The 18,269-nt window shown below is 72.9% G+C and carries 19 protein-coding genes and 1 other RNA gene; 8 read left to right on the top strand and 12 right to left on the bottom strand.

Features of this window, described 5'->3' with window-relative positions:
• Window positions 1-11: 11 nt before the first annotated feature.
• Window positions 12-1,385, bottom strand: coding sequence for an NAD(P)/FAD-dependent oxidoreductase (locus ABD296_RS10485; protein ID WP_344264150.1), 1,374 nt, complete (start codon window positions 1,383-1,385; stop codon window positions 12-14).
• 412 nt (window positions 1,386-1,797) lie between these two features.
• Here ABD296_RS10485 and ABD296_RS10480 point away from each other — a divergent pair, with 412 nt between their 5' ends.
• The 3 genes from ABD296_RS10480 to ABD296_RS10470 all read left to right on the top strand — a co-directional run bounded on the left by ABD296_RS10480 (window position 1,798) and on the right by ABD296_RS10470 (window position 6,943).
• Window positions 1,798-2,385, top strand: a complete 588-nt coding sequence (locus ABD296_RS10480; protein WP_344264148.1) for a YbhB/YbcL family Raf kinase inhibitor-like protein — start codon at window positions 1,798-1,800, stop codon at window positions 2,383-2,385.
• 253 nt (window positions 2,386-2,638) lie between these two features.
• A complete protein-coding gene (locus tag ABD296_RS10475) occupies window positions 2,639-4,564 on the top strand; it encodes a hypothetical protein (RefSeq protein WP_344264146.1) in 1,926 nt (641 codons plus the stop codon).
• A 156-nt stretch (window positions 4,565-4,720) separates the two neighbouring features.
• On the top strand, window positions 4,721-6,943 hold the full coding sequence (locus tag ABD296_RS10470; RefSeq protein ID WP_344264144.1) for a SulP family inorganic anion transporter: 2,223 nt from the start codon (window positions 4,721-4,723) through the stop codon (window positions 6,941-6,943).
• A 53-nt stretch (window positions 6,944-6,996) separates the two neighbouring features.
• Here ABD296_RS10470 and ABD296_RS10465 read toward each other — a convergent pair whose 3' ends face one another.
• Entirely contained in the window at window positions 6,997-7,281 is a 285-nt protein-coding gene (locus ABD296_RS10465; RefSeq protein ID WP_344264142.1) for a hypothetical protein, read from the bottom strand.
• 298 nt (window positions 7,282-7,579) lie between these two features.
• Here ABD296_RS10465 and ABD296_RS10460 point away from each other — a divergent pair, with 298 nt between their 5' ends.
• The gene (locus ABD296_RS10460; RefSeq protein ID WP_344264140.1) at window positions 7,580-8,371 is read left to right on the top strand and encodes a hypothetical protein; all 792 of its coding nucleotides are present in this window, start codon (window positions 7,580-7,582) and stop codon (window positions 8,369-8,371) included.
• Window positions 8,372-8,437: 66 nt separating this feature from the next.
• Here the strand turns inward: ABD296_RS10460 and ABD296_RS10455 are convergent, their stop codons facing one another.
• Complete coding sequence (locus ABD296_RS10455; RefSeq protein WP_344264138.1) at window positions 8,438-8,746, bottom strand: winged helix-turn-helix domain-containing protein; 309 nt, start codon at window positions 8,744-8,746, stop codon at window positions 8,438-8,440.
• Window positions 8,747-8,831: 85 nt separating this feature from the next.
• Between ABD296_RS10455 and ABD296_RS10450 the strand changes: the two genes are divergently transcribed.
• Window positions 8,832-9,206 carry a hypothetical protein gene (locus ABD296_RS10450; protein WP_344264136.1) on the top strand — a complete coding sequence of 125 codons (375 nt, stop codon included), beginning with the start codon at window positions 8,832-8,834 and terminating at the stop codon, window positions 9,204-9,206.
• Between the two features lie 162 nt (window positions 9,207-9,368).
• On the opposite strand, the gene ABD296_RS10445 is transcribed toward ABD296_RS10450, so the two are convergent.
• The 4 genes from ABD296_RS10445 to ABD296_RS10430 form a co-directional block, all read right to left on the bottom strand.
• The gene (locus tag ABD296_RS10445; RefSeq protein ID WP_344264134.1) at window positions 9,369-10,016 is read right to left on the bottom strand and encodes an FMN-dependent NADH-azoreductase; all 648 of its coding nucleotides are present in this window, start codon (window positions 10,014-10,016) and stop codon (window positions 9,369-9,371) included.
• Window positions 10,017-10,057: 41 nt separating this feature from the next.
• Entirely contained in the window at window positions 10,058-10,858 is an 801-nt protein-coding gene (locus ABD296_RS10440; protein ID WP_344264132.1) for an SDR family NAD(P)-dependent oxidoreductase, read from the bottom strand.
• Between the two features lie 404 nt (window positions 10,859-11,262).
• Entirely contained in the window at window positions 11,263-11,658 is a 396-nt protein-coding gene (locus tag ABD296_RS10435) for a VOC family protein (RefSeq protein WP_344264130.1), read from the bottom strand.
• A 21-nt stretch (window positions 11,659-11,679) separates the two neighbouring features.
• Entirely contained in the window at window positions 11,680-12,003 is a 324-nt protein-coding gene (locus ABD296_RS10430) for a cupin domain-containing protein (protein ID WP_344264128.1), read from the bottom strand.
• Window positions 12,004-12,073: 70 nt separating this feature from the next.
• On the opposite strand from ABD296_RS10430, the gene ABD296_RS10425 reads away from it, so the two are divergent.
• On the top strand, window positions 12,074-13,024 hold the full coding sequence (locus ABD296_RS10425; RefSeq protein ID WP_344264126.1) for a GlxA family transcriptional regulator: 951 nt from the start codon (window positions 12,074-12,076) through the stop codon (window positions 13,022-13,024).
• 6 nt (window positions 13,025-13,030) lie between these two features.
• Here ABD296_RS10425 and ABD296_RS10420 read toward each other — a convergent pair whose 3' ends face one another.
• Window positions 13,031-13,954, bottom strand: coding sequence for an alpha/beta hydrolase (locus ABD296_RS10420; RefSeq protein WP_344264124.1), 924 nt, complete (start codon window positions 13,952-13,954; stop codon window positions 13,031-13,033).
• A gap of 43 nt (window positions 13,955-13,997) precedes the next feature.
• Between ABD296_RS10420 and ABD296_RS10415 the strand changes: the two genes are divergently transcribed.
• Window positions 13,998-14,474: a MarR family winged helix-turn-helix transcriptional regulator gene (locus ABD296_RS10415; RefSeq protein ID WP_344264122.1), complete on the top strand. Its 477-nt coding sequence runs from the start codon at window positions 13,998-14,000 to the stop codon at window positions 14,472-14,474.
• 23 nt (window positions 14,475-14,497) lie between these two features.
• Here the strand turns inward: ABD296_RS10415 and rnpB are convergent.
• From rnpB to ABD296_RS10395, 4 genes are all read right to left on the bottom strand, one after another.
• Window positions 14,498-14,882: RNase P RNA component class A (gene rnpB / locus ABD296_RS10410), an RNA gene on the bottom strand.
• A gap of 30 nt (window positions 14,883-14,912) precedes the next feature.
• Entirely contained in the window at window positions 14,913-16,004 is a 1,092-nt protein-coding gene (locus ABD296_RS10405; RefSeq protein ID WP_344264120.1) for a bifunctional RNase H/acid phosphatase, read from the bottom strand.
• Window positions 16,001-16,744, bottom strand: coding sequence for a zinc ribbon domain-containing protein (locus tag ABD296_RS10400; protein WP_344264118.1), 744 nt, complete (start codon window positions 16,742-16,744; stop codon window positions 16,001-16,003). The genes ABD296_RS10405 and ABD296_RS10400 overlap by 4 nt, the downstream gene beginning before the upstream one ends.
• Window positions 16,741-17,562 (bottom strand): Nif3-like dinuclear metal center hexameric protein, encoded by an 822-nt coding sequence (locus ABD296_RS10395; protein ID WP_344264116.1) that lies wholly within the window; start codon window positions 17,560-17,562, stop codon window positions 16,741-16,743. The genes ABD296_RS10400 and ABD296_RS10395 overlap by 4 nt, the downstream gene beginning before the upstream one ends.
• A 110-nt stretch (window positions 17,563-17,672) precedes the next feature.
• Here ABD296_RS10395 and ABD296_RS10390 point away from each other — a divergent pair, with 110 nt between their 5' ends.
• On the top strand, window positions 17,673-18,257 hold the full coding sequence (locus ABD296_RS10390) for a pyridoxamine 5'-phosphate oxidase family protein (RefSeq protein WP_344264114.1): 585 nt from the start codon (window positions 17,673-17,675) through the stop codon (window positions 18,255-18,257).
• Window positions 18,258-18,269: the final 12 nt, after the last annotated feature.

Raw genomic sequence — 18,269 nt, 5'->3', positions numbered from 1 at the left:
GAGCGGAAGGGTCAGGCAGCGGGCTCGCTGAGCTTGGCCTTCAGCTTGGCGTCGTCCAGGGCCGCGAGCTCGAAGTCGGCGCGCGGCTGCTCGACGGTCGCGAGCGAGACGGTCTCGCGCTTGAGGAACAGCGCGAGCGTCCAGTCCGCCAGGACGCGCAGCTTGCGGTTGAAGGTCGGGACCTTCGCGCCGTGGTAGCTGCGGTGCATGAACCAGGCCGGCCAGCCCTTGACCTTGAAGCCGTAGGTCTGGGCGACGCCCTTGTGCAGGCCGAGGCCGGCGACGGCGCCGACGTTGCCGTGCACGTACGGCTTGAGCGACTTGCCGCGCAGCGACCGCACGATGTTGTCGGCCAGCACCTTCGACTGCCGGACGGCGTGCTGGGCGTTCGGCGGGCAGAACATGCCGTCCTGCGTGAGGTCGGGGATCGCGGCGTTGTCACCGGCGGTGAACGCCCGCACCAGGCCCTCGATGGTGAGGTACTCGGTGCCCTTGACCCGGCCCCGCTCGTCCACCGGCAGGTCGCCGTGCCGGACCACCGGGGACGGCTTGACGCCCGCGTTCCACACCAGCGTGCCGGCCTGGAAGCTGCTGCCGTCCGACAGCTCGATCTGGCCGTCCACGGCGGACTGCAGGAAGGTCTTCATCTTCACGTCGATGCCGCGGCCGCGCAGCTGCTCGGCGGTCCACTTGCCCATGTCGGGGCCGACCTCGGGCAGGATGCGGTCGGCGGCCTCGACGAGCATGAACCGCAGGTCCTGCGGGGTGACCTTGCGCATGTACTTGGTGGCGTCGCGGGTCATGTCCTCCAGCTCGGCGATCGCCTCGACGCCGGCGAACCCGCCGCCGACGAACACGAAGGTCAGCGCCTTGCGGCGCAGGTCCACGTCGTCGGTGGACTCGGCGATCTCCAGCTGCTCCAGCACGTGGTTGCGCAGGTGGATGGCCTCGCCGACGGTCTTGAGGCTGATGCCGTTCTCGGCCAGGCCGGGGATGGGCAGCAGCCGCGGCACCGCGCCGGCCGCCATGACCAGGTAGTCGTAGGAGATCCGCTCCGGCGGCCCGGCCAGCGGCTGGACGATCGCCCAGCCCTCGTCGTGGTTGAGCTCGGTGACCCGGGCCTTGCGCACGGTGCAGCGGGGCAGCACCCGGCGGAGCGGGACGACGACGTGCCGCGGGGAGATGTTCCCGGCGGCGGCCTCGGGGAGGAACGGCTGGTACGTCATGTACGAGTTCGGGTCAACGACGGTGACCTTGACCTCGCCCCGCTTGAGCTCCTTGCGGAGCTTCTTCTGCAGGCGCAGGGCGGTGTACATGCCCACATAGCCGCCACCCACGATGAGGATGTGGGGAGCGCCAGGGGTCTCCTCGGCGGTCCTGGCCATTGCGGCCTCCTATGTCACGGTCGGCTTGTGAAGACATTCACAAACTAGCCGATGAAGTCACTCTGACACCAACCGATAACCAGGAAAGAACACGAAAACTTCCCGTACTGGCAAAGTGGAGCGTTGCGAAGCATGTGAAACTCGCCACTCCTTCCCAAATTTTCGGATGGAACGGGACAAAGCACGCATGACGCAACTCACACCGGCGATCACCGGACGCTCACCTGTCGCCGACCTGCCGCTGACCTGGGGACGCCACCCGGGCGCGGGCCGGAAAGGCCCGTTCCACACCCGGAGAGCCCCTAAGGTTGGGGCGGACGAGGAAGGGGGCGCCACCGGCGCGGGCGCGCGGGACCCGGACGACGGCAGGCCGGCGGCGCGCGGCGTACGATCTCGCCCGGGAGCGTAACGAATGAAGAGCAGAGACCGGCGTCCGATCCCGGCCGCGGCGGGCGTCCTCGCGCTCACCATGGCGCTGGGCGGCTGCGGACTGATCGGCCAGCCCCAGAACAAGAGCGCCGAGCTGTCGGAGTGGTTCACCGTGACCAGCCCCGTCTTCCGCGATGGGCGCGACTTGCCCACGCGGTACGGCTGCGGGACGTACCCTGGCGGAGAGGGCAAGACCCCGCCGCTGCATTGGTCGGGGGCGCCCGCCGGGACCAGGTCGTTCGCGATCGTGATGGACGACCCGGACGCCCCGGAGGGCGCCTACGTGCACTGGGTGCTCGCGGGGATCGACGGAACGACCAACGAGCTCGTCGAGGGCGCCGAGATCCAGGGCGCCGTCGAGGGGCTCACCACAGGCAAGAAGGCGGGATACGCGGCCCCGTGCCCGCCCAAGGGAGAACGGCATCGGTACCGGTTCACCATCTACGCGCTGGACAGTCCGGCGCCGTTCCGCCAGGGCGCCAAGCTCCGGGACTCGCTGGGCGCCATCGCCGGGCACACGGTGGGCCGCGGCCGGATCACCGGGAACTTCGGCGGCAAGCAGGCGCGTTGACCGTGGAGCCTCAGGGCACGGGGTCGGCGCGGGACCCCCTCGGGGGCTGAGCTGACAGGGGTGTGCGGGTGGCCCGGACGGGCCGGCCGGTACGCGTCGGGTGAGGGTAAATGTTCGCGAAGGGTGTGACAACGGTCATAGCGGTCGGACAGAATCGGACCAACTCCGAGGACGACCGACCGCCGGCGACGAACGGGCCCGACCCGCGGACCGCGCCGGCGACTCTCGCCGGGCCAAGGCATTGGGTGGTGGCATGACTTCTTACATCGTGGTCTTCGGCCTCATTGTGGTCGTGGTCCTGGTGGTCGTCCTCGTGGCGCTCGGACTGCGGGCCAGCCGTGCGGGGCGCGACGACGACGACTGGATGGACGACGAGCCGCAGCAGCAGCCGCGCGGCCGCCGCGGCGCACCGCCGCAGCCCGACGACATGGGCGGGCACGACGACGGCTACGGCCCCGGTTACGACCAGGGCTACGGCAACGCCGCCCCGGACCCCGCCTACGACCGGCGCGTCGCGGGCGGCCCGCTCGCCGCGCCCGCCGGCGCCCCCGCCCCGTCCCCGTCCCCGCCGCCGCCCGCTCCCGGCGGCCCCGCGTCGGACGAGATGGAAGACGACGACTACTGGGCCACCATCACCTTCGACAAGCCCAAGTTCCCCTGGCAGCACGACCAGGAGGCGGGCGGGCCGGACCCGGCGGCCGACCCCCTGAACACCCAGCACGCCCCCCAGCAGCCCGGGCAGGCGACCCAGCACGTGCAGCCGCCCGAGCAGCAGCCCGCGATCGAGCACCCCGGTCTCACCCAGCCGGTCGCGCTGGGCGCCGACGGCACCGTGCTCAACGGGCTGGGCGGTCCCGGCACCGGCCCGCAGCAGGCTCCCGCGCCGGGCGGCTTCCAGGGCGCGCCGTACGGGTCCGAGCCGTACGCGGCCGACCCCGGCTCCACGTCGCTCGACCCGATCCCGGCGGACCTCGGCGCGCTCGGCGGACCGTCCGGCACCGGGCCCCAGTCGCCCTACGGAATGCCCGACCAGCAGATCTACGGCGGGCAGGAGCAGCAGCCGGCGTACGGCGCGGCCGACCAGTACGACCCGTCCTACGGCGGCGGGGCCGAGCAGTTCGGCGGGCACGGCGACCAGCCGCACTACGGCGGGCAGGACCAGTCCGGTTACGGCGACCAGCCGCAGTACGGCGTCCCCGACCAGCCGCAGTACGGCTCGCACGAGCCGTCCTACCCCGACTTCGGCTCCGACCCGCTGGGGTCGCGCCCGGCGGGCGCCCCGCCCGGCGGCGGACGGCCGGACACCTTCGACATGCCGCTCGGCGCCTCCGCGTCCCAGCCGCCGGCGCAGCACCCGGCGCCGCCGGCGTCCGACCCGCTGGGCCTGCCGCTCGGCCGCACCGACGAGCCCGGTCGCGGGTTCGGCGACTCCACCGGCGGCCTGCCCGGCGCGTCCGAGGTGATGCCGCCCGCTCCCCCGGCTCCGGCCGCGCCCGCGGCGCACGCCGGCCCCGGGTCCGGCGCCTCGGGGTCCGACACCGACAACCACAAGCTGCCCACCGTGGACGAGCTGCTCCAGCGCATCCAGACCGACCGGCAGCGCGCCGCGGGCGGCCCGTCGCCGGACTCCGGCGGCTACGGCGGGCTGAACGACCCGCTGAGCGACCCGCTCGGCACCGGCTCCTTCGGCACCGGCTCGGCCGGCAGCGGTTCGGGCACGGGTCCGTGGTCCCCGCCGGCCTCCGGCGGCTCGTCCGGGCCGGGCGCACCGGGCGGCGGGTACGACGGCGGGTACGGCTCGTCCGGCGCGGGATCCGGCACCGGCGGCTACGGGCAGGGCTCGCACACCGACGGGTACCCGACCGCCCCTGCCTACGGCGAGTCGCCCCGCTACGACGACCCGCTGAGCGGCGGGTCCCGCGAGCCGTACGGCTCCGGCGGGCAGAACGGCGGGCAGGGCGGCGGCACCGGCGCCTACGGCGACTTCAGCGGCAGCAGCTACAACGGCAACGACCCGCTCGCCGCGCCGCACGACCCGGGCTCCACCCAGGCGTACGGCTCGGGCTACCCTGGGGCGCCGCAGCAGGGCGGCTACCAGCAGCAGAGTGGGCGGCCGAGCGACACCAACCCGTACGACTCCCGGCAGCAGCCCGACGACTGGGAGAACTACCGCCGCTGACGCGGCACCGTTTCGCGCACCACCAGGCGAGGGCCACCGGATCCCGGTGGCCCTCGGCGCGTTTCCGGGCGCCCGCGCGCCGGCGCGTCCCGGGCGGGAACCGGAGAATCTGGTTGTATACGTTGAGTGACTTCAAAGCCACTCAACGTATCCGCATTGCGGCGGGACGCGCTCGCGTCCTTCGTCGTGTTCCTGGTCGCGATCCCGCTGTCGCTGGGCATCGCGGTCGCCTCGGGCGCACCGGTCGCCGCCGGGCTCATCGCCGCCGTCGCCGGCGGCATCGTGGCCGGGCTGGCCGGCGGGTCCCCGCTCCAGGTCAGCGGGCCGGCCGCCGGGCTGACGGTGCTGGTCGCCGAGCTCGTCCAGACCTACGGCTGGCGGGCCACCTGCACGGTCACCCTTCTCGCCGGGCTGGTGCAGATCGCGCTCGGCCTGAGCCGGGTCGCGCGCGTCGTGCTGGCCGTCTCGCCCGCGGTCGTGCACGGCATGCTCGCCGGCGTCGGGGCGGTGATCGTGCTGAGCCAGGTGCACGTCGTGCTCGGCGGCGGCCCGCAGGAGTCCGCCGTGGCCAACCTGCGGGAGCTGCCCGGGCAGCTGCTCCACCCGGTGCCGCACTCCGCGCTGGTCGCCGCGCTGACCGTGCTGGTGCTGCTCGGCTGGTCCCGGCTGCCGCGCGGCGGCCGGCTGCGCATGATCCCCGGCCCGCTGCCCGCGATCACCGCCGCCACCGTGACCGCGTGGGCGCTCGGCTGGCAGGCCGCCCGGGTGGACCTGCCGGAGACCCTGCTGCAGGGCTGGGGCGCGCCCGAGCTGCCGGACGGGGCGCCGCACGGGGTGGCGGGCGCCGTCGTCTCGCTCGCCGTGGTGGCCGCCGTCGCGTCCCTGCTGTGCAGCGTCGCGGTCGACCGCGTCCGGCCCGCCGGGGTCGCCCCCACCGACCTCGACCGCGAGCTGGCCGCCCAGGGCGCGGCGAACGCGGTGTCGGGGCTGTTCGGGGGCCTGCCGGTCGCCGGCGTGATCGTCCGCAGCACGGCCAACCTGGAGGCCGGCGCGCGGACCCGGCTGTCGGCCGTGCTGCACGGGGTGTGGGTGCTGGTGCTGGCGGTGTCCTGCGGGCCCGTCATCGAGCACGTCCCGCTCTCGGCCCTGTCGGCGCTGCTGGTGGTGCTCGGCGTGCGGCTGGTGGACCCGGCCCGCGTCCGCGACCTGCGGCACCACCGGGAGGCGCCCGCCTACTTCGCCACGTTCGGCGGCGTGGTCGTGCTCGGCCTCGGCGAGGGCGTGCTGCTGGGCATCGCGGTGACGGCGGTGCTGGCGCTGCGGCGGCTGACCCGGCTGACCGTCCGGACCGAGCGGCTCGTCCCGGTGCCGGGCGACGTGCCCGCCCCGCCGCGCTGGCACGTGGTCGTGGAGGGGACGCTGACCTTCCTCGGAGTGCCGAAGGTGACGCGCGCGCTGCGGGCCGTCCCGGCCGGCGCGGGCGTCGACCTCGACCTCAACATCGACTTCATGGACCACGCCGCGTTCGACGCGATCCACGAGTGGCGGCTGGCCCACGAACGCCAAGGAGGCAGGGTCGACATCGACGAGGTTCACGAGGGTTGGTATGAAAGAGGGGTGACAGGTGATATGTCTTCGCCGCGTAAGTCGTCCCCTCCAGCGCGCTGGTGGGCTCCATGGGCGAATCGCCAGCGACGCCCCGAGGCCGCCGCCGAACCCTCGTCCGCGACGTCCGTGCTGCTCGACGGCGTCCGGGAGTACCACGACAGCACCGCGGGACTGGTCCGTCCGATCATGGCCGAGCTGGCGATGGAGCAGAAGCCGGAGCTGCTCTTCATCACCTGCGTGGACTCGCGGGTGGTGCCCAACATCATCACCGCCAGCGGGCCGGGCGACCTTTTCATCAACCGCAACGTCGGCAACTTCGTCCCGCCGCACGGGTCGGCCGTCCCGGACGACTCGGTGATGGCGACCGTCGAGTACGCGACCAACGTGCTGGACATCCGGACGATCGCGGTCTGCGGCCACTCCAACTGCGGCGCGATGGCCGCCGTCATGGCGGGCGGCGCGGAGGTCGCGCACCTGGAGGGGCTGTCGCGCTGGCTCGAGCACGGCGAGCCGACCCTGGAGCGCTTCCGCGCCGAGCAGGACCACGGCGACGATCCGCTGGCCCGGCTCATCCAGGTCAACGTGATGCAGCAGCTCGACAACCTGCTCACCTACCCCTGGCTCCGCGAGCGCGCGGAGGCCGGTGACCTGGAGCTCGTGGGGCTCTACTTCGATCTGAAGTCCGCGACGGTCAAGGTCCTCGACCGGGCCGCCGGGACGTTCGCCACCATTCCGAACCACGTCCCGGACGGGGCCCGCCGGGACGCCTGACCTGCACGACGACGGGAGGGTGGTCTCCGGGGACGTTCCCGGAGACCACCCTCTCAGCGTCCGACCAGTTGCTCACCGCGCGCCCGGCCATCCTCCTCCGGGCCGCCGCCGCCGAGCGCGGGGCCGGGCTCCTGCGGCCGGGGACGGCGCAGGTCGCCTTCCCGCCTGTAGTCGCGGACGTAGACTCCGGTCACCTTCCGCGCCGCGCGCGCACGGCGGCCCGACGGGGGCGTGAACAGCGTGTCGCGCCGGCTGGCCCGCGCGAAGTCCCAGAGGTAGACCAGGGCGCCCAGCGCCCCGCCGAGCACGAGGGCCACGAACACGATGATGATGAACATCAGCGCTCCTCTCCACGGGGCAGCCACCGTGCCCCGCCGCCACCGCCGACCGGCGATCAGCTCTACCTGGGACGTTAGGCGCCTCCTTTCGGTTTCTTTGTGTCGTGTGACCCGAAGCCACCGAGATCCACGCCACTCCGCCCGGGTGCGAGGTTCCCTGCACTTCTCGATCCGCTGCACGCCGCCTCGTCCGGCCCCGTGACGGCCCCGCCCGACCTCCGGCTCGAACCGGTTTGACCTGCGCTTTCGGCTACAGGTGACCGGTTTGGCCGGAGGGCCTCCGGGGAGCCCGGCAATTATGAACAAAACCACCATTTCGACCACAGCGGGCGCCTTCGTCCTCGCGGCCGGCGCCCTGCTCCCCGTCTCCGCCGCCCACGCGACCACGGTCCCGAGGCCCGGCGCCCCGGCCACCACGGACCCGGGCGGCGGCAACCCCGGCGAGCCGGGCGGCGAGACTCCGGGCGGCGGCGACACCGGCGGCCCGGGCGGCGGAGCCCCGGACAGCGGCAGCCCGACCGACGGCGGCAGCCCCACTGACAGCGGCAGCCCGATGAGCCCCGGCAGCGAGAGCCCGACCACCCCGGGCGCCACGACGCCGGCCCCGGGCGGCGGCGCACCCGCCAACCCCAAGGCCACGAGCGTCACCGTCACGGAGAAGGAGTACTCGCTGAAGCTCTCCCAGACCACCTTCAAGGCGGGCCCGTACACCTTCATCGCCAAGAACACCGGCAGCATGCAGCACGCCCTGGCCATCTCCGGTCCGGGCATCACCAACGCGAAGGTGACGCCGGGGATCTCGCCCGGACAGCAGGCCAAGCTGAACGTCACCCTGCAGGCGGGCACCTACCAGCTCTGGTGCCCGATCGACAACCACCGCTCGCTCGGCATGGAGACCAAGATCACCGTGCCCGGCTCCGGCGGAGGCGTCGTCCCGCCGGGCAGCCAGGCGCCGACCGAGAGCCCGACCGGCGGCTCCACCGGCAGCCCGCCCGAGAGCCCGACCGGCCCGGCCACCAGCCCGACCGAAAGCCCGACCGGGGCGCCCACGGGCACCCCGACCGGCGGCGGCGCCCCCGGCGGCTACTGACGCCCGGCGCCCCCTCGCGGCGTGTTGCCCTTATCCACCGACGCATAAGGGCAACACCCGCACCCCCTACTCCCCCTCGTCCGCCTTCACGAAGGCACTCCGCGGACTACTCGGCGATGGTTCCAGGGGCGGGCCGTCGGGGCCCATCACGTAGCTGCCGCGCTGCGGAACCGTGTAGATCAGCCCCTGCTCGCGCAGGTATTTGACGGCGCGGCGGACGGTCGTGCGGGCGACGCCCTCGAACTCCTGCATCAGGGTCTTCTCGCTCGGGATCGGCCGATCAGGCGCCAGCTCACCGGAGGCGATGCGGTCGGCGACCCACGCGGCGATCTGCCGGTAGGGCGGCAACGGCGACTCATGATCGATCTCAGCCATGACCGGACGCTATCCGTCTGCAGACGTCGTCCTCTCTAGCGCTACGTAGCGACACGTAGCGATACGAGGCGCTAGGCTCGGCCGCATGACGACTCCCCTGGCACGGGCGCAGGCCGGGCTCGGCGCGCTCCTGCACCGTCTCGACCTCTACGACCTGGACGTCCGCCTGAAGATCGACGGCCTCCAGGTTTCCAACCCGTTCGCGGACGGCTGCTGCGAGGACAACCCGGAACCGTCCGACACCATCACCTGCAGCCCCCGTCCGGACGACGAGGGCCGGTTCTGGTTCGCGCACTCGTGGGGCGAATGGATCGCCGAGGTCGACCACGTGGCCGACGCGGCCCTCCTCATCGCCACCCGCCTCCGCGCCGGTCAGTGCCTGTTCGAGCACTCCGGGCCTCCGGACGAGAGGCCTGGTGATCAAGGCAGGATGGGGCGCAGCCTGAACGCGTCCGCATAGGGCAACCATTTCGGCGCGGTCGGCACCGGTGGATCGATCATCATCGAGCCCGGGACCCGGCCTCGCGCCGAGGTGACGGTGGACGCCCCCGCGGGCCCACCGTCACCTCCGAGGCTCAGGGACGCCGAGCTCGGAAGCCTGGCGCCGTTCCCCGCGTCCGGCTCAGACGCCGGTCACCGCGGGCGGCCAGAGCTTGTCGATGGCGGCCTCGGCCTGGCGGCGGCTCTCCTCGGCCAGCGGGACGAGGCTCGACATCGCCGGCTTCTGCGGAGCGAGCGTGAGCTCGGCGGTGATGAACCGCGGCTCCAGTCCCGTCAGGGACAGACCGTGCGGCAGCCAGGCGGTCGCGTGGTCCCAGCCCTCCCTCGGGGTGCCGGCGCCGTAGCCGCCGCCCCGCGAGACGATCGCGACGAAGTCGCGGCCGCCCAGCAGGCCCTCCATGCTCTCCGGGTGGTAGGCCAGCCCGGGCGCGATGAGATGGTCGACCCACGCCTTCACCGAGCTGGGAACGCCGTAGTTGTACAGCGGCAGCCCGAGCAGGATCGCGTCGGCCTCGGCGACCTCGCCGACGAGCTCCTCGGTCAGCGCCCAGGACGCCGCCTGCGCCTCGGTGTGCCGGTCGGGCGGCACGAGCCTGCTGATACCGGCGACGGCGTCGAGATGGGGAACCGGGTCGGCGCCGAGGTCGCGGTACACGACGGTGCCTCCGGGATGGGCCGCGCGCCAGACGTCGGCGGCGCGGGCGGTGAGCTGCCGGCTGACCGAGCCGTCGCCCTGGACGCTCGAGTCGATGTGGAGTAGCCGTGCCATGGTCAGTTCCTCTCAGTGAACTCGAGTCGGTCGAACCGGTGTCAGGCCGCGGTGATGCCACCGTCGTGGGCGATCACCTGACCGGAGAGATAGGTGGACGCATCGCTCGCGAGATAGAGGACCAGCCCGGCGATCTCCTTCCTGTCGCCGACGCGCCCCATCGGCACCGAGGTCGGCATCCACTCGAGAAGCCGATCGATACCGGCCTGGTCGAGCTTCTTCGAGTACTCCCTGGCGAGGTTGGTGGCGGGGTGCCAGCCGGGCGCGACGACGTTGGCCCGGATCTGGTCGCGGGCATACTCGACGGCCAGTTGGCGAGTGAACCCGACGACCGCGGCCTTGCTGCTGGCGTACGGGATCGCCGTGACAGGGAAGCCCGGGTACAGCCCGACCAGGCCGAGGTAGGAACCGAGATTGATGATCGACCCGCGGCCGCTGTCGATCAACGGAGGCAGGAGCGCCTTCGTGGTCAGGAACATGCTGCGCAGGTTGACGGCCAGGACGCGGTCGAAGTCCTCGACGGCGACCTCGTCCGCCCTCCCGAGGACCGAGGCGATCCCGGCGTTGTTCACCAGGGCGTCGACCTCGCCGTCGCTCCACTCGAGCGTCTGGTCCACGGCGGCCCGAACCTGGTCCGGATCGATCAGGTCGGCATGGACCATCAAGCCGCGATCGCCGAGCAGCTCGGCGGTCTCGTCCAGGGGGTCTCGGTCGAACACCGCGACGCGCGCACCGGCATCGGCCAGCGACTCGGCGAAGGTCTGCCCGAGACCTGACGCGCCACCGGTGACGACCACGGTCCGGCCGTCCAGCCGGAACCGGTCAATGGGCTTGTCCGCCAATGGCCTTCGCGTCATGAAGCACACTCCTCACTGGGTACCGGGAGCAGCCGCCCCGCAGTGCGGCTCCCCGGCCCCGATACGACTGCCGTGACCTGCCGGGCTCCGCACGGATCACCGGATCTCAAGAGCCCGACACCAGGCTGAAACATGCTGCCTGCGCAGACAAATTCCTGTCGGCAGGGTGAGGTGGGTCACTCGAGGTCGGATCGAAGCCGGCAGAGGAGGCCGCGGCTCATCGTCCCGGCGGCCGGCCCTGCAGTTGCCGAGAACTACGTCCGCGCAGGTCAAGTCGCATGCTCGTACTCGTTGAGGGTTCCGCCCAGCCTCCCCCTCACCCACTCAGGGCGCGCCCACTCCGTTGAGATCATCAGCCCCTCAACCAGCCGAAGTCCTCGAACAGACACTCAGTCGGCCGGGCCGAGCAGGTCCCATCGGTTGCCGGCGACGTCGAGGAACACCGCGACCCGCCCGTAGGGCTCGGTGCGGGGCGCGGTGACGAACTCCACCCCGGCGTCCGTCATGCGCCGGTGGGCGGCGTCGAAGTCGTCCACCTGCAGGAAGAACCCCACGCGACCGGCGACCTGGTCGCCGATGGCGCTGGTCTGGCGTTCGCCGTCCGCGCGGGCGAGCAGGATGCCGGTCTGTGCGCCCGGCGGCCGGACGACGACCCACCGCTTGGGACGGCCGTCGTTCGTCCGCGAAGGCGAGTCCTCGACCAGGTCGAACCCGAGGGCCTCGGTGAAGTACCGGATGGCCCGGTCGTAGTCGTCCACGATGATCGTGATCAGGTCGAGTCGCATCTTCGCGAGCCTAGGACGCGCCTACCCCTGCGGGTAGAAGAGGAAGAGCGTGCAGCCCGTGGTCGTCTGCGGGACGTGGGAAGAGCCCGCGGGGGCATGAATGAAGGACCCGGCCGGGTAGTCGCGCTCGCCGTCGTTGAAGACGCCCGAGACCACGAAGACCTCCTCAGGCCCCGGTTCGTGGACGTCGATGCCCTCCCAGCACGTGTTCGGGTCCATCTGCAGCACGAAGGCCCTCGCCCCGGCGTCCCCCTGCCACAAGGGCCGCAGCCGGATCCCCGGGAACAGTTCGCGGACCGGAGCGTCCTCGACGGAAGACCACACGTAACCCAGTTCTGTCGTCATGGCACCAGCGTGGCGAGCACGCCCCCGCCCGCAGAGTGTCTGAAAAGACATCATGCGGTACTTTCACGCCATGCATCGCGTGGCCGCACTCATCCGCCCGCCGCAGTCGACGTTCGAGCTCGGCTATGCGGCCCAGGTGTTCGGGGTCGAGCGACGAGGCCTCCCGACCAGGTACGACTTCACCGTCTGCACCGAGCATCCCGGCACCGTCGCCACACTCGCCGGATACGACATGCTCGTCCCCAACGACCTGCAAGCCCTGGACGAAGCGCAGACCGTGATCGTCCCCGGCTGGCTGCCCGCCGAGGAGCCGCCCTCCCCCGCCGTCGTCCAAGCCCTGCGCCGCGCGCACTCCCGCGGGGCCCGCCTCGTCAGCATCTGCTCAGGCGCCTTCGCCCTCGCCCACGCCGGCATCCTCGACGACCGCCGCGCCACGACCCACTGGGCTCTGGCCGACGAGTTCGCCGCACGCTTCCCGCACGTCCAACTAGACCCGGACGTCCTCTACGTGGACCACGGCGACGTGGCCACGAGCGCGGGCGCCGGGGCCGGCTTCGACCTCTGCCTGCACCTGGTCCGCAGCGACCAGGGCGCCCGCTACGCCGCCCACATCGCCAGGACCATGGTCATGCCGCCCCACCGCGAGGGCGGCCAGTTGCAGTACTCGGCTCCACCCCACCCCGCCCATATCGACGACACCCTTGCGCCCTTGCTGGAGTGGGTCGCCTTGCGGATCGGCGAACCGGTGACGGTCGAGAGCATGGCCGCGCACGTGGGCGTCTCCCCCCGCACCCTGACCCGCCGCTTCACCGACCAGCTCGGCGTCAGCCCCGGCCAGTGGTTGCTGTCCCAGCGAATCGCCGCAGCCCAAGACCTCCTGGAGACCTCCGACCTGTCCTTGGACGCCATCGCCCGCCGGGTAGGCCTCTCCTCCGCCACCAACCTCCGCCGCCGCTTCCTCAATGCCCTGGGCACGACGCCAGGCGCCTACCGCCGAGCCTTCCGCGCCAACGCGCAATGACACGACCTACCCTGCCGGGGTGTGCGCCGCGCCCTCGGCGCGGATGCGCTGGCCGAGGAAGAGGGCCGCGCGGTCGAGTGCCTCGTCCGCCTCGTCCAGGACGCCGGCGAACGACTGGAACACGTGCGGCACGTCGGCGGTGACGTCCAGGATGACGTCCGCTCCGGCCGCCCTCGCACGCGCGGCCAGGCGCGTGGAGTCGTCCAGCAGGACCTCGTTGGTGCCCACCTGGATCAGCATCGGGGGGAAGCCGGTCAGGTCGGCGAGGACGGCCGGGCTGAGCAGGGGCTGGTGCGGGTCGGCTCCGGCGAGGTACATGGCTCCGGTGCGCTCGACGGCCTCGCGGGTGAAGACCGGGTCGACGCCCGCCTTGGTGTCCATGCTCTCGCCCGTGCGGGTGGCGTCGAGGCCCGGGGAGAACGCCACGACGGCGGCGGGCAGCGGGAGGCCCGCGTCGCGGGCGGCGAGGCAGGTGGTGACGGCGAGACCGCCGCCGGCGGAGTCCCCGGCGAACGCGATGGCCGAGGGGTCCTCGCCGCTGTCGAGGAGGGCGCGGTAGGCGCTCAGCGTGTCCTCGATCGCGGCCGGGAACGGGTGCTCGGGGGCGAGCCGGTAGTCCAGCGAGTACGCCCCGAACCCGGTCTTGGCGACGAGGTGTCCGGTCAGCGACAGAGCGGTCTCGGGGGAGCCGAACACCCAACTGCCGCCGTGGAAGTAGAGGATCGTCCCGGCGCGGGCCCGGCCGTCCGGCTCGACGCGCAGTGCGGGCCGGCCGCCGAGCGTCGCCCGCGCGGTGCGGATGCCGCCGGGGACGATCATCTGGGCCATCAGCGCCTCGAATCCGGCTCGGATCGCCTCGACCGACCGGGGACCCTCGGGCCGCGGCCGCCGCATCATCGCGTCGACCCGGGCCCGCTGCTCCTTGCTCATGGGTGTGCTCCCGCCGTAAGTAGCTTCCAGTACACTATATGCCGTGGAATATACATCGAGCGGCGACGAGGTCGACCCCCCGGGCTTCTTCGCCGATCTGGTCCGGTGCGAGACGCGCCTGTACAACGCCCTCAACGACCGCCTCCGCGCGCGGCACGGGATCGTCACCTCGCAGTTCGAGGCACTGCGCTACCTGCGCGACCATCCCGGGGCCCGGGTGGCGGACCTCGCCGCCGAGTTCGCCATCGGCGTCGGGGCGGCCAGCAAGAGCGTCGACCGTCTGGAGAAGCAGGGCTGGGCCGTCCGGCAGCCGAATCCGTCCGACCGCCGATCCTCGCTGCTGGCCCTGACGGGCGACGGCTCGCAGCTCGTGGACGCGGCGGAGAGCACCTTCACCGACGCCCTGGCCGAGCTGATCGGAGGGGCTCTCGACGATCCCTCGACGGTGGCCGCCGCACAGGCCCTCTCGAAGCTGCGCGCCGTGCTGGAACGCGACCAGACCGGCACACCGACCGGCTGACGGCGCCCCTGGTCATGGAGCGGCGGACGAGCCGGCCTGTAAGCCGGGTTCTGTGCCCGCCCCGGGGGGCGGGTGACGGCCATCCATCTCGGGCCGCCGTTGCCGACGACCTCCAGCGGTCTACCCGCAGGCTCGGGCGGGCCGCCCTCAGGCACCTGCGCGGGGCCGAAGCCCCTTCTTGACCTTGCTCCGGGTGGGGTTTACCGAGCCGCCCACGTCACCGTGGGCGCTGGTGAGCTCTTACCTCACCGTTTCACCCTTACCACCGGCCGGGCCGGTGGCGGTCTGTTTTCTGTGGCACTGTCCCGCGGGTCGCCCCGGGTCGGCGTTACCGACCACCCTGCCCTGTGGAGCCCGGACTTTCCTCGACGGGGACCAGGTCCCCGACGCGGCCGTCCGGCCGGCTCGTCCGCCGTACCCAGAACTCTAGCGGGTCGGTCAGTGTTCCAGGTGGTGGGCGTCGTTGAAGGCGCGCAGGCTGGCGGGGCCGTCGGCGTACCAGTCGACCGTGGTGAGGGACGCGACGTCCAGGTGCATCCGGTACAGCGACTTCATCGGGGCGCCGAGGGCGTCCTTGACCAGCATCTTGATCGGCGTGACGTGCGAGACGACCAGGACGGTCTGCTGCCGGTTGCGGACCTTCAGCTTGTCCAGGGCGGTGCGGACGCGGCGGGAGACCTGCGCGAAGCTCTCGCCGCCGGGCGGCGCGGCCTCCGGGTCGGCGAGCCACGCCTTCATCTCGGCGGGCCAGCCCTTGCCGGCCTCGGCGAAGGTGAGGCCCTCCCAGTCGCCGAAGGCGGTCTCGCGGAAGCCGTCCTCGACCCGGACGTCCAGGCCGGTGACGGCGGCGATCTCGGCGGCGGTGTCGCGGCAGCGCGAGAGGGGCGAGCTGACGATCGCGTCGAGGCCGCGGTCCTTGAGTACCAGGGCGGCGGCGCGGGCCTGGGCGAGGCCGGTGGTGGTGAGCGGGACGTCGTTCGTCCCGGCGAAGCGCTTCTCCGCGGACAGGGGCGTCTCGCCGTGGCGGAGCAGGATCGTCCGCGTGGGGGTGGACGAGACGGGCGGCGGGCCCGGCGCCTCCTCCTGCGGGGGCTCCTCGGTCGTGCGGGTCCAGCGCTCGCCGCGGGCGGCGGCGTCCATGGCCTCGTTGGCGAGCCGGTCGGCGTGCGCGTTGCGGTTGCGCGGGATCCAGCCGTAGGACACCGAGCCGAGGCCCTCGGCGGCCTCGCGGGCGCGCAGGGCCAGCGGGATCATGTCCGGGTGCTTGATCTTCCAGCGGCCGGACATCTGCTCCACGACGAGCTTGGAGTCCATCCGCACCTCGACCCGCGCGGACGGGTCGATCCCGGCGGCGGCCGTCAGCCCGGCGATCAGGCCCCGGTACTCGGCGACGTTGTTGGTGGCCATGCCGATCGACTCGGCGACCTCCGCCAGCACCTCGCCGGTCAGCGCGTCGCGGACGAGGGCGCCGTACCCGGCCGGGCCCGGGTTGCCCCGGGACCCGCCGTCCGCCTCGACGATCAGCTTCACAGGCCCGACTCGGGGGTGCGGACGAGGATGCGGCGGCACTCCTCGCAGCGGATCACCTCGTCCTGCGCCGCGGCCCGGATCCGGTTCAGGTCGACGGTGTTGAGCGCCAGGTGGCAGCCCTGGCAGGCGCCGCGGAACAGCTTCGCCGCGCCGACGCCGCCGAACTGGCCGCGCAGCTTCTCGTAGAGGCCGAGCAGCTCGTCGGGGACGTCCTTGGCGACGGCGGTGCGGGCGGCGCCCGTCGTGCCGTTCTCCTCGTCGATCTCCTTGAGCGCGGCGTCGCGGCGCGCGACGACCGCGGCCAGCTCCTCCTGCGTCGCGGTCTGGTCGGCGCGCAGCGCGGCGACGCGGCCCTCGGCCTGCTCGGTCCGCTCCATGATCTCCAGCACGACCTCCTCCAGGTCGGACTGGCGGCGGTGCAGCGACTCGATCTCGGTCTGCAGCCCGCTGAGGTCCTTGGCGGAGGCGACCTGGCCGGAGTCGAGGCGCTTCTGGTCCCGCTCGGCGCGGCTGCGGACCTGGTCGACGTCCTGCTCGGCCTTCTTCTGCTCCCGCGCCAGGTCGCCCGTCTCGGTCTCGGCCGCCACGATCGCGTCGCGCAGCCCGGTGAGCCGGGCCTCCAGCCGCTCGATCTCGGCGAGCTCGGCCAGCGTGCGGCGGCGGTGCGCGAGGCGGTCCAGCGAGCTGTCCAGGTCCTGCAGGTCGATCAGGCGAAGCTGGGCTTGCGGTGCGGCTTTCACTGTTCTCCTTCTGCGTGAAGGCTCCACGCGTCGGTGACGAGCGTGGACACCCGTGTCTCCAACTTGCCCGCTTCGGGTGCGGCGGCGGCCAGGCGCCGCGCGGCGTCGGCCAGCCAGGGCCATTCGGTCGCCCAGTGCGCGGCGTCCACCAGCGCGGGGCCGCCGTGCTCGGCGAACTCCGAGGCGGGATGGTGCCGCAGGTCGGCGGTGAGGTACACGTCGACGCCCGCCGCGCGGACGGTGTCGAGGAGGGAGTCGCCGGCGCCGCCGCAGACCGCGACGGTGCGGACGGCGCGGTCCGGGTCGCCCGCGGCCCGCAGCCCCCACGCGGTGGACGGCAGCCCCGCGGCGGCGCGCCGGGTGAACTCCCGCAGCGTCACCGGCTCGTCCAGCTCCCCGACGCGGCCGAGGCCGCGGCGCGGATCGTCGGCGGCCGGGACGATCGGGCGCAGCTCCCCGGTGAGCCCGACGGCGCGCGCCAGCGCGTCCGAGACCCCCGGGACGGCGACGTCGGCGTTGGTGTGCGCGGTGTGCAGCGCGACCCCGTTGACGATCATCCGGTGGATCAGCCGGCCCTTCGGCGCGGTCGCGGCGACCGAGTGCACCCCGCGCAGCAGCAGCGGATGGTGCGCGACCACCAGGTCGGCGCCCCACTCCAGCGCCTCGTCGACAACCGCGGCGACCGGGTCGACCGCCAGCAGCACCCGCCCGACCTCCTGGGCGGGGTCGCCGCAGACCAGGCCGACCGCGTCCCACGACTCCGCCCACGACGGCGGATAGAGCTCTTCGAGAGCCGCGATGACATGGGATAGGCGCACGTCCCGCAGGCTACCGCGCCGAGCCGCTCCCAACGAGCCACCGAGCGTCACCGGGAGGCTCCGCGGTCTGAAACGATGGGCCGGGGAACGTCCGCAGAAGGGAGAGCGCCATGTCGGCTTCCGGGTACGCCTCGGCACCGGAGTCCGCGTCCGGATTCGCCCTGGCATCGGAGCCCCGCCCCGGGTTCGTCCCGGCGCCGGAGCCCGCCGCAGACCGTCCGCACATGCCCGGTTACGGGATCAGGGGGGCCGCCGAGGGGAGCGGCCTGCTGCCGTGGTCGTGGGCCGTGGAGCGGCTCCGCGCGGCCCGCAACTTCTGGCTGTGCACCGTCCGGCCGGACGGGCGGCCGCACGCGATGCCGGTGTGGGGCGCGTGGTCCGGGGAGGCGCTGATGTTCAGCAGCAGCGTCCCGTCCCGCAAGATGGTCAACCTGCGGGCGAATCCGCAGGTCGTCGTCGCCACCGAGGAGGCCGAGAACCCGGTGGTGCTGGAGGGCCGCGCGGAGGTCGTCACCGAGCCGCGGGACCTGCAGCGCTTCATCGACCTGGTCAATTCCAAGTACGCGACCCGCTATCGTGTCGACTTCCTGGACCCGGAGGTGAACGCGACCGTCGCGGTGCGGCCACAGAAGGCGTTCGGGCTGCGTCAGGGGGACTTCACCGGTTCTCCCACCCGGTGGTCGTTCGGAGGCTGAACGCCCGCCGGG

Source organism: Actinomadura napierensis (assembly GCF_039529375.1).
Lineage (GTDB): Bacteria > Actinomycetota > Actinomycetes > Streptosporangiales > Streptosporangiaceae > Spirillospora > Spirillospora napierensis.
The sequence above is the reverse complement of the archived record's forward strand: the minus strand, read 5'-3'. Positions and strand labels throughout refer to the sequence as shown.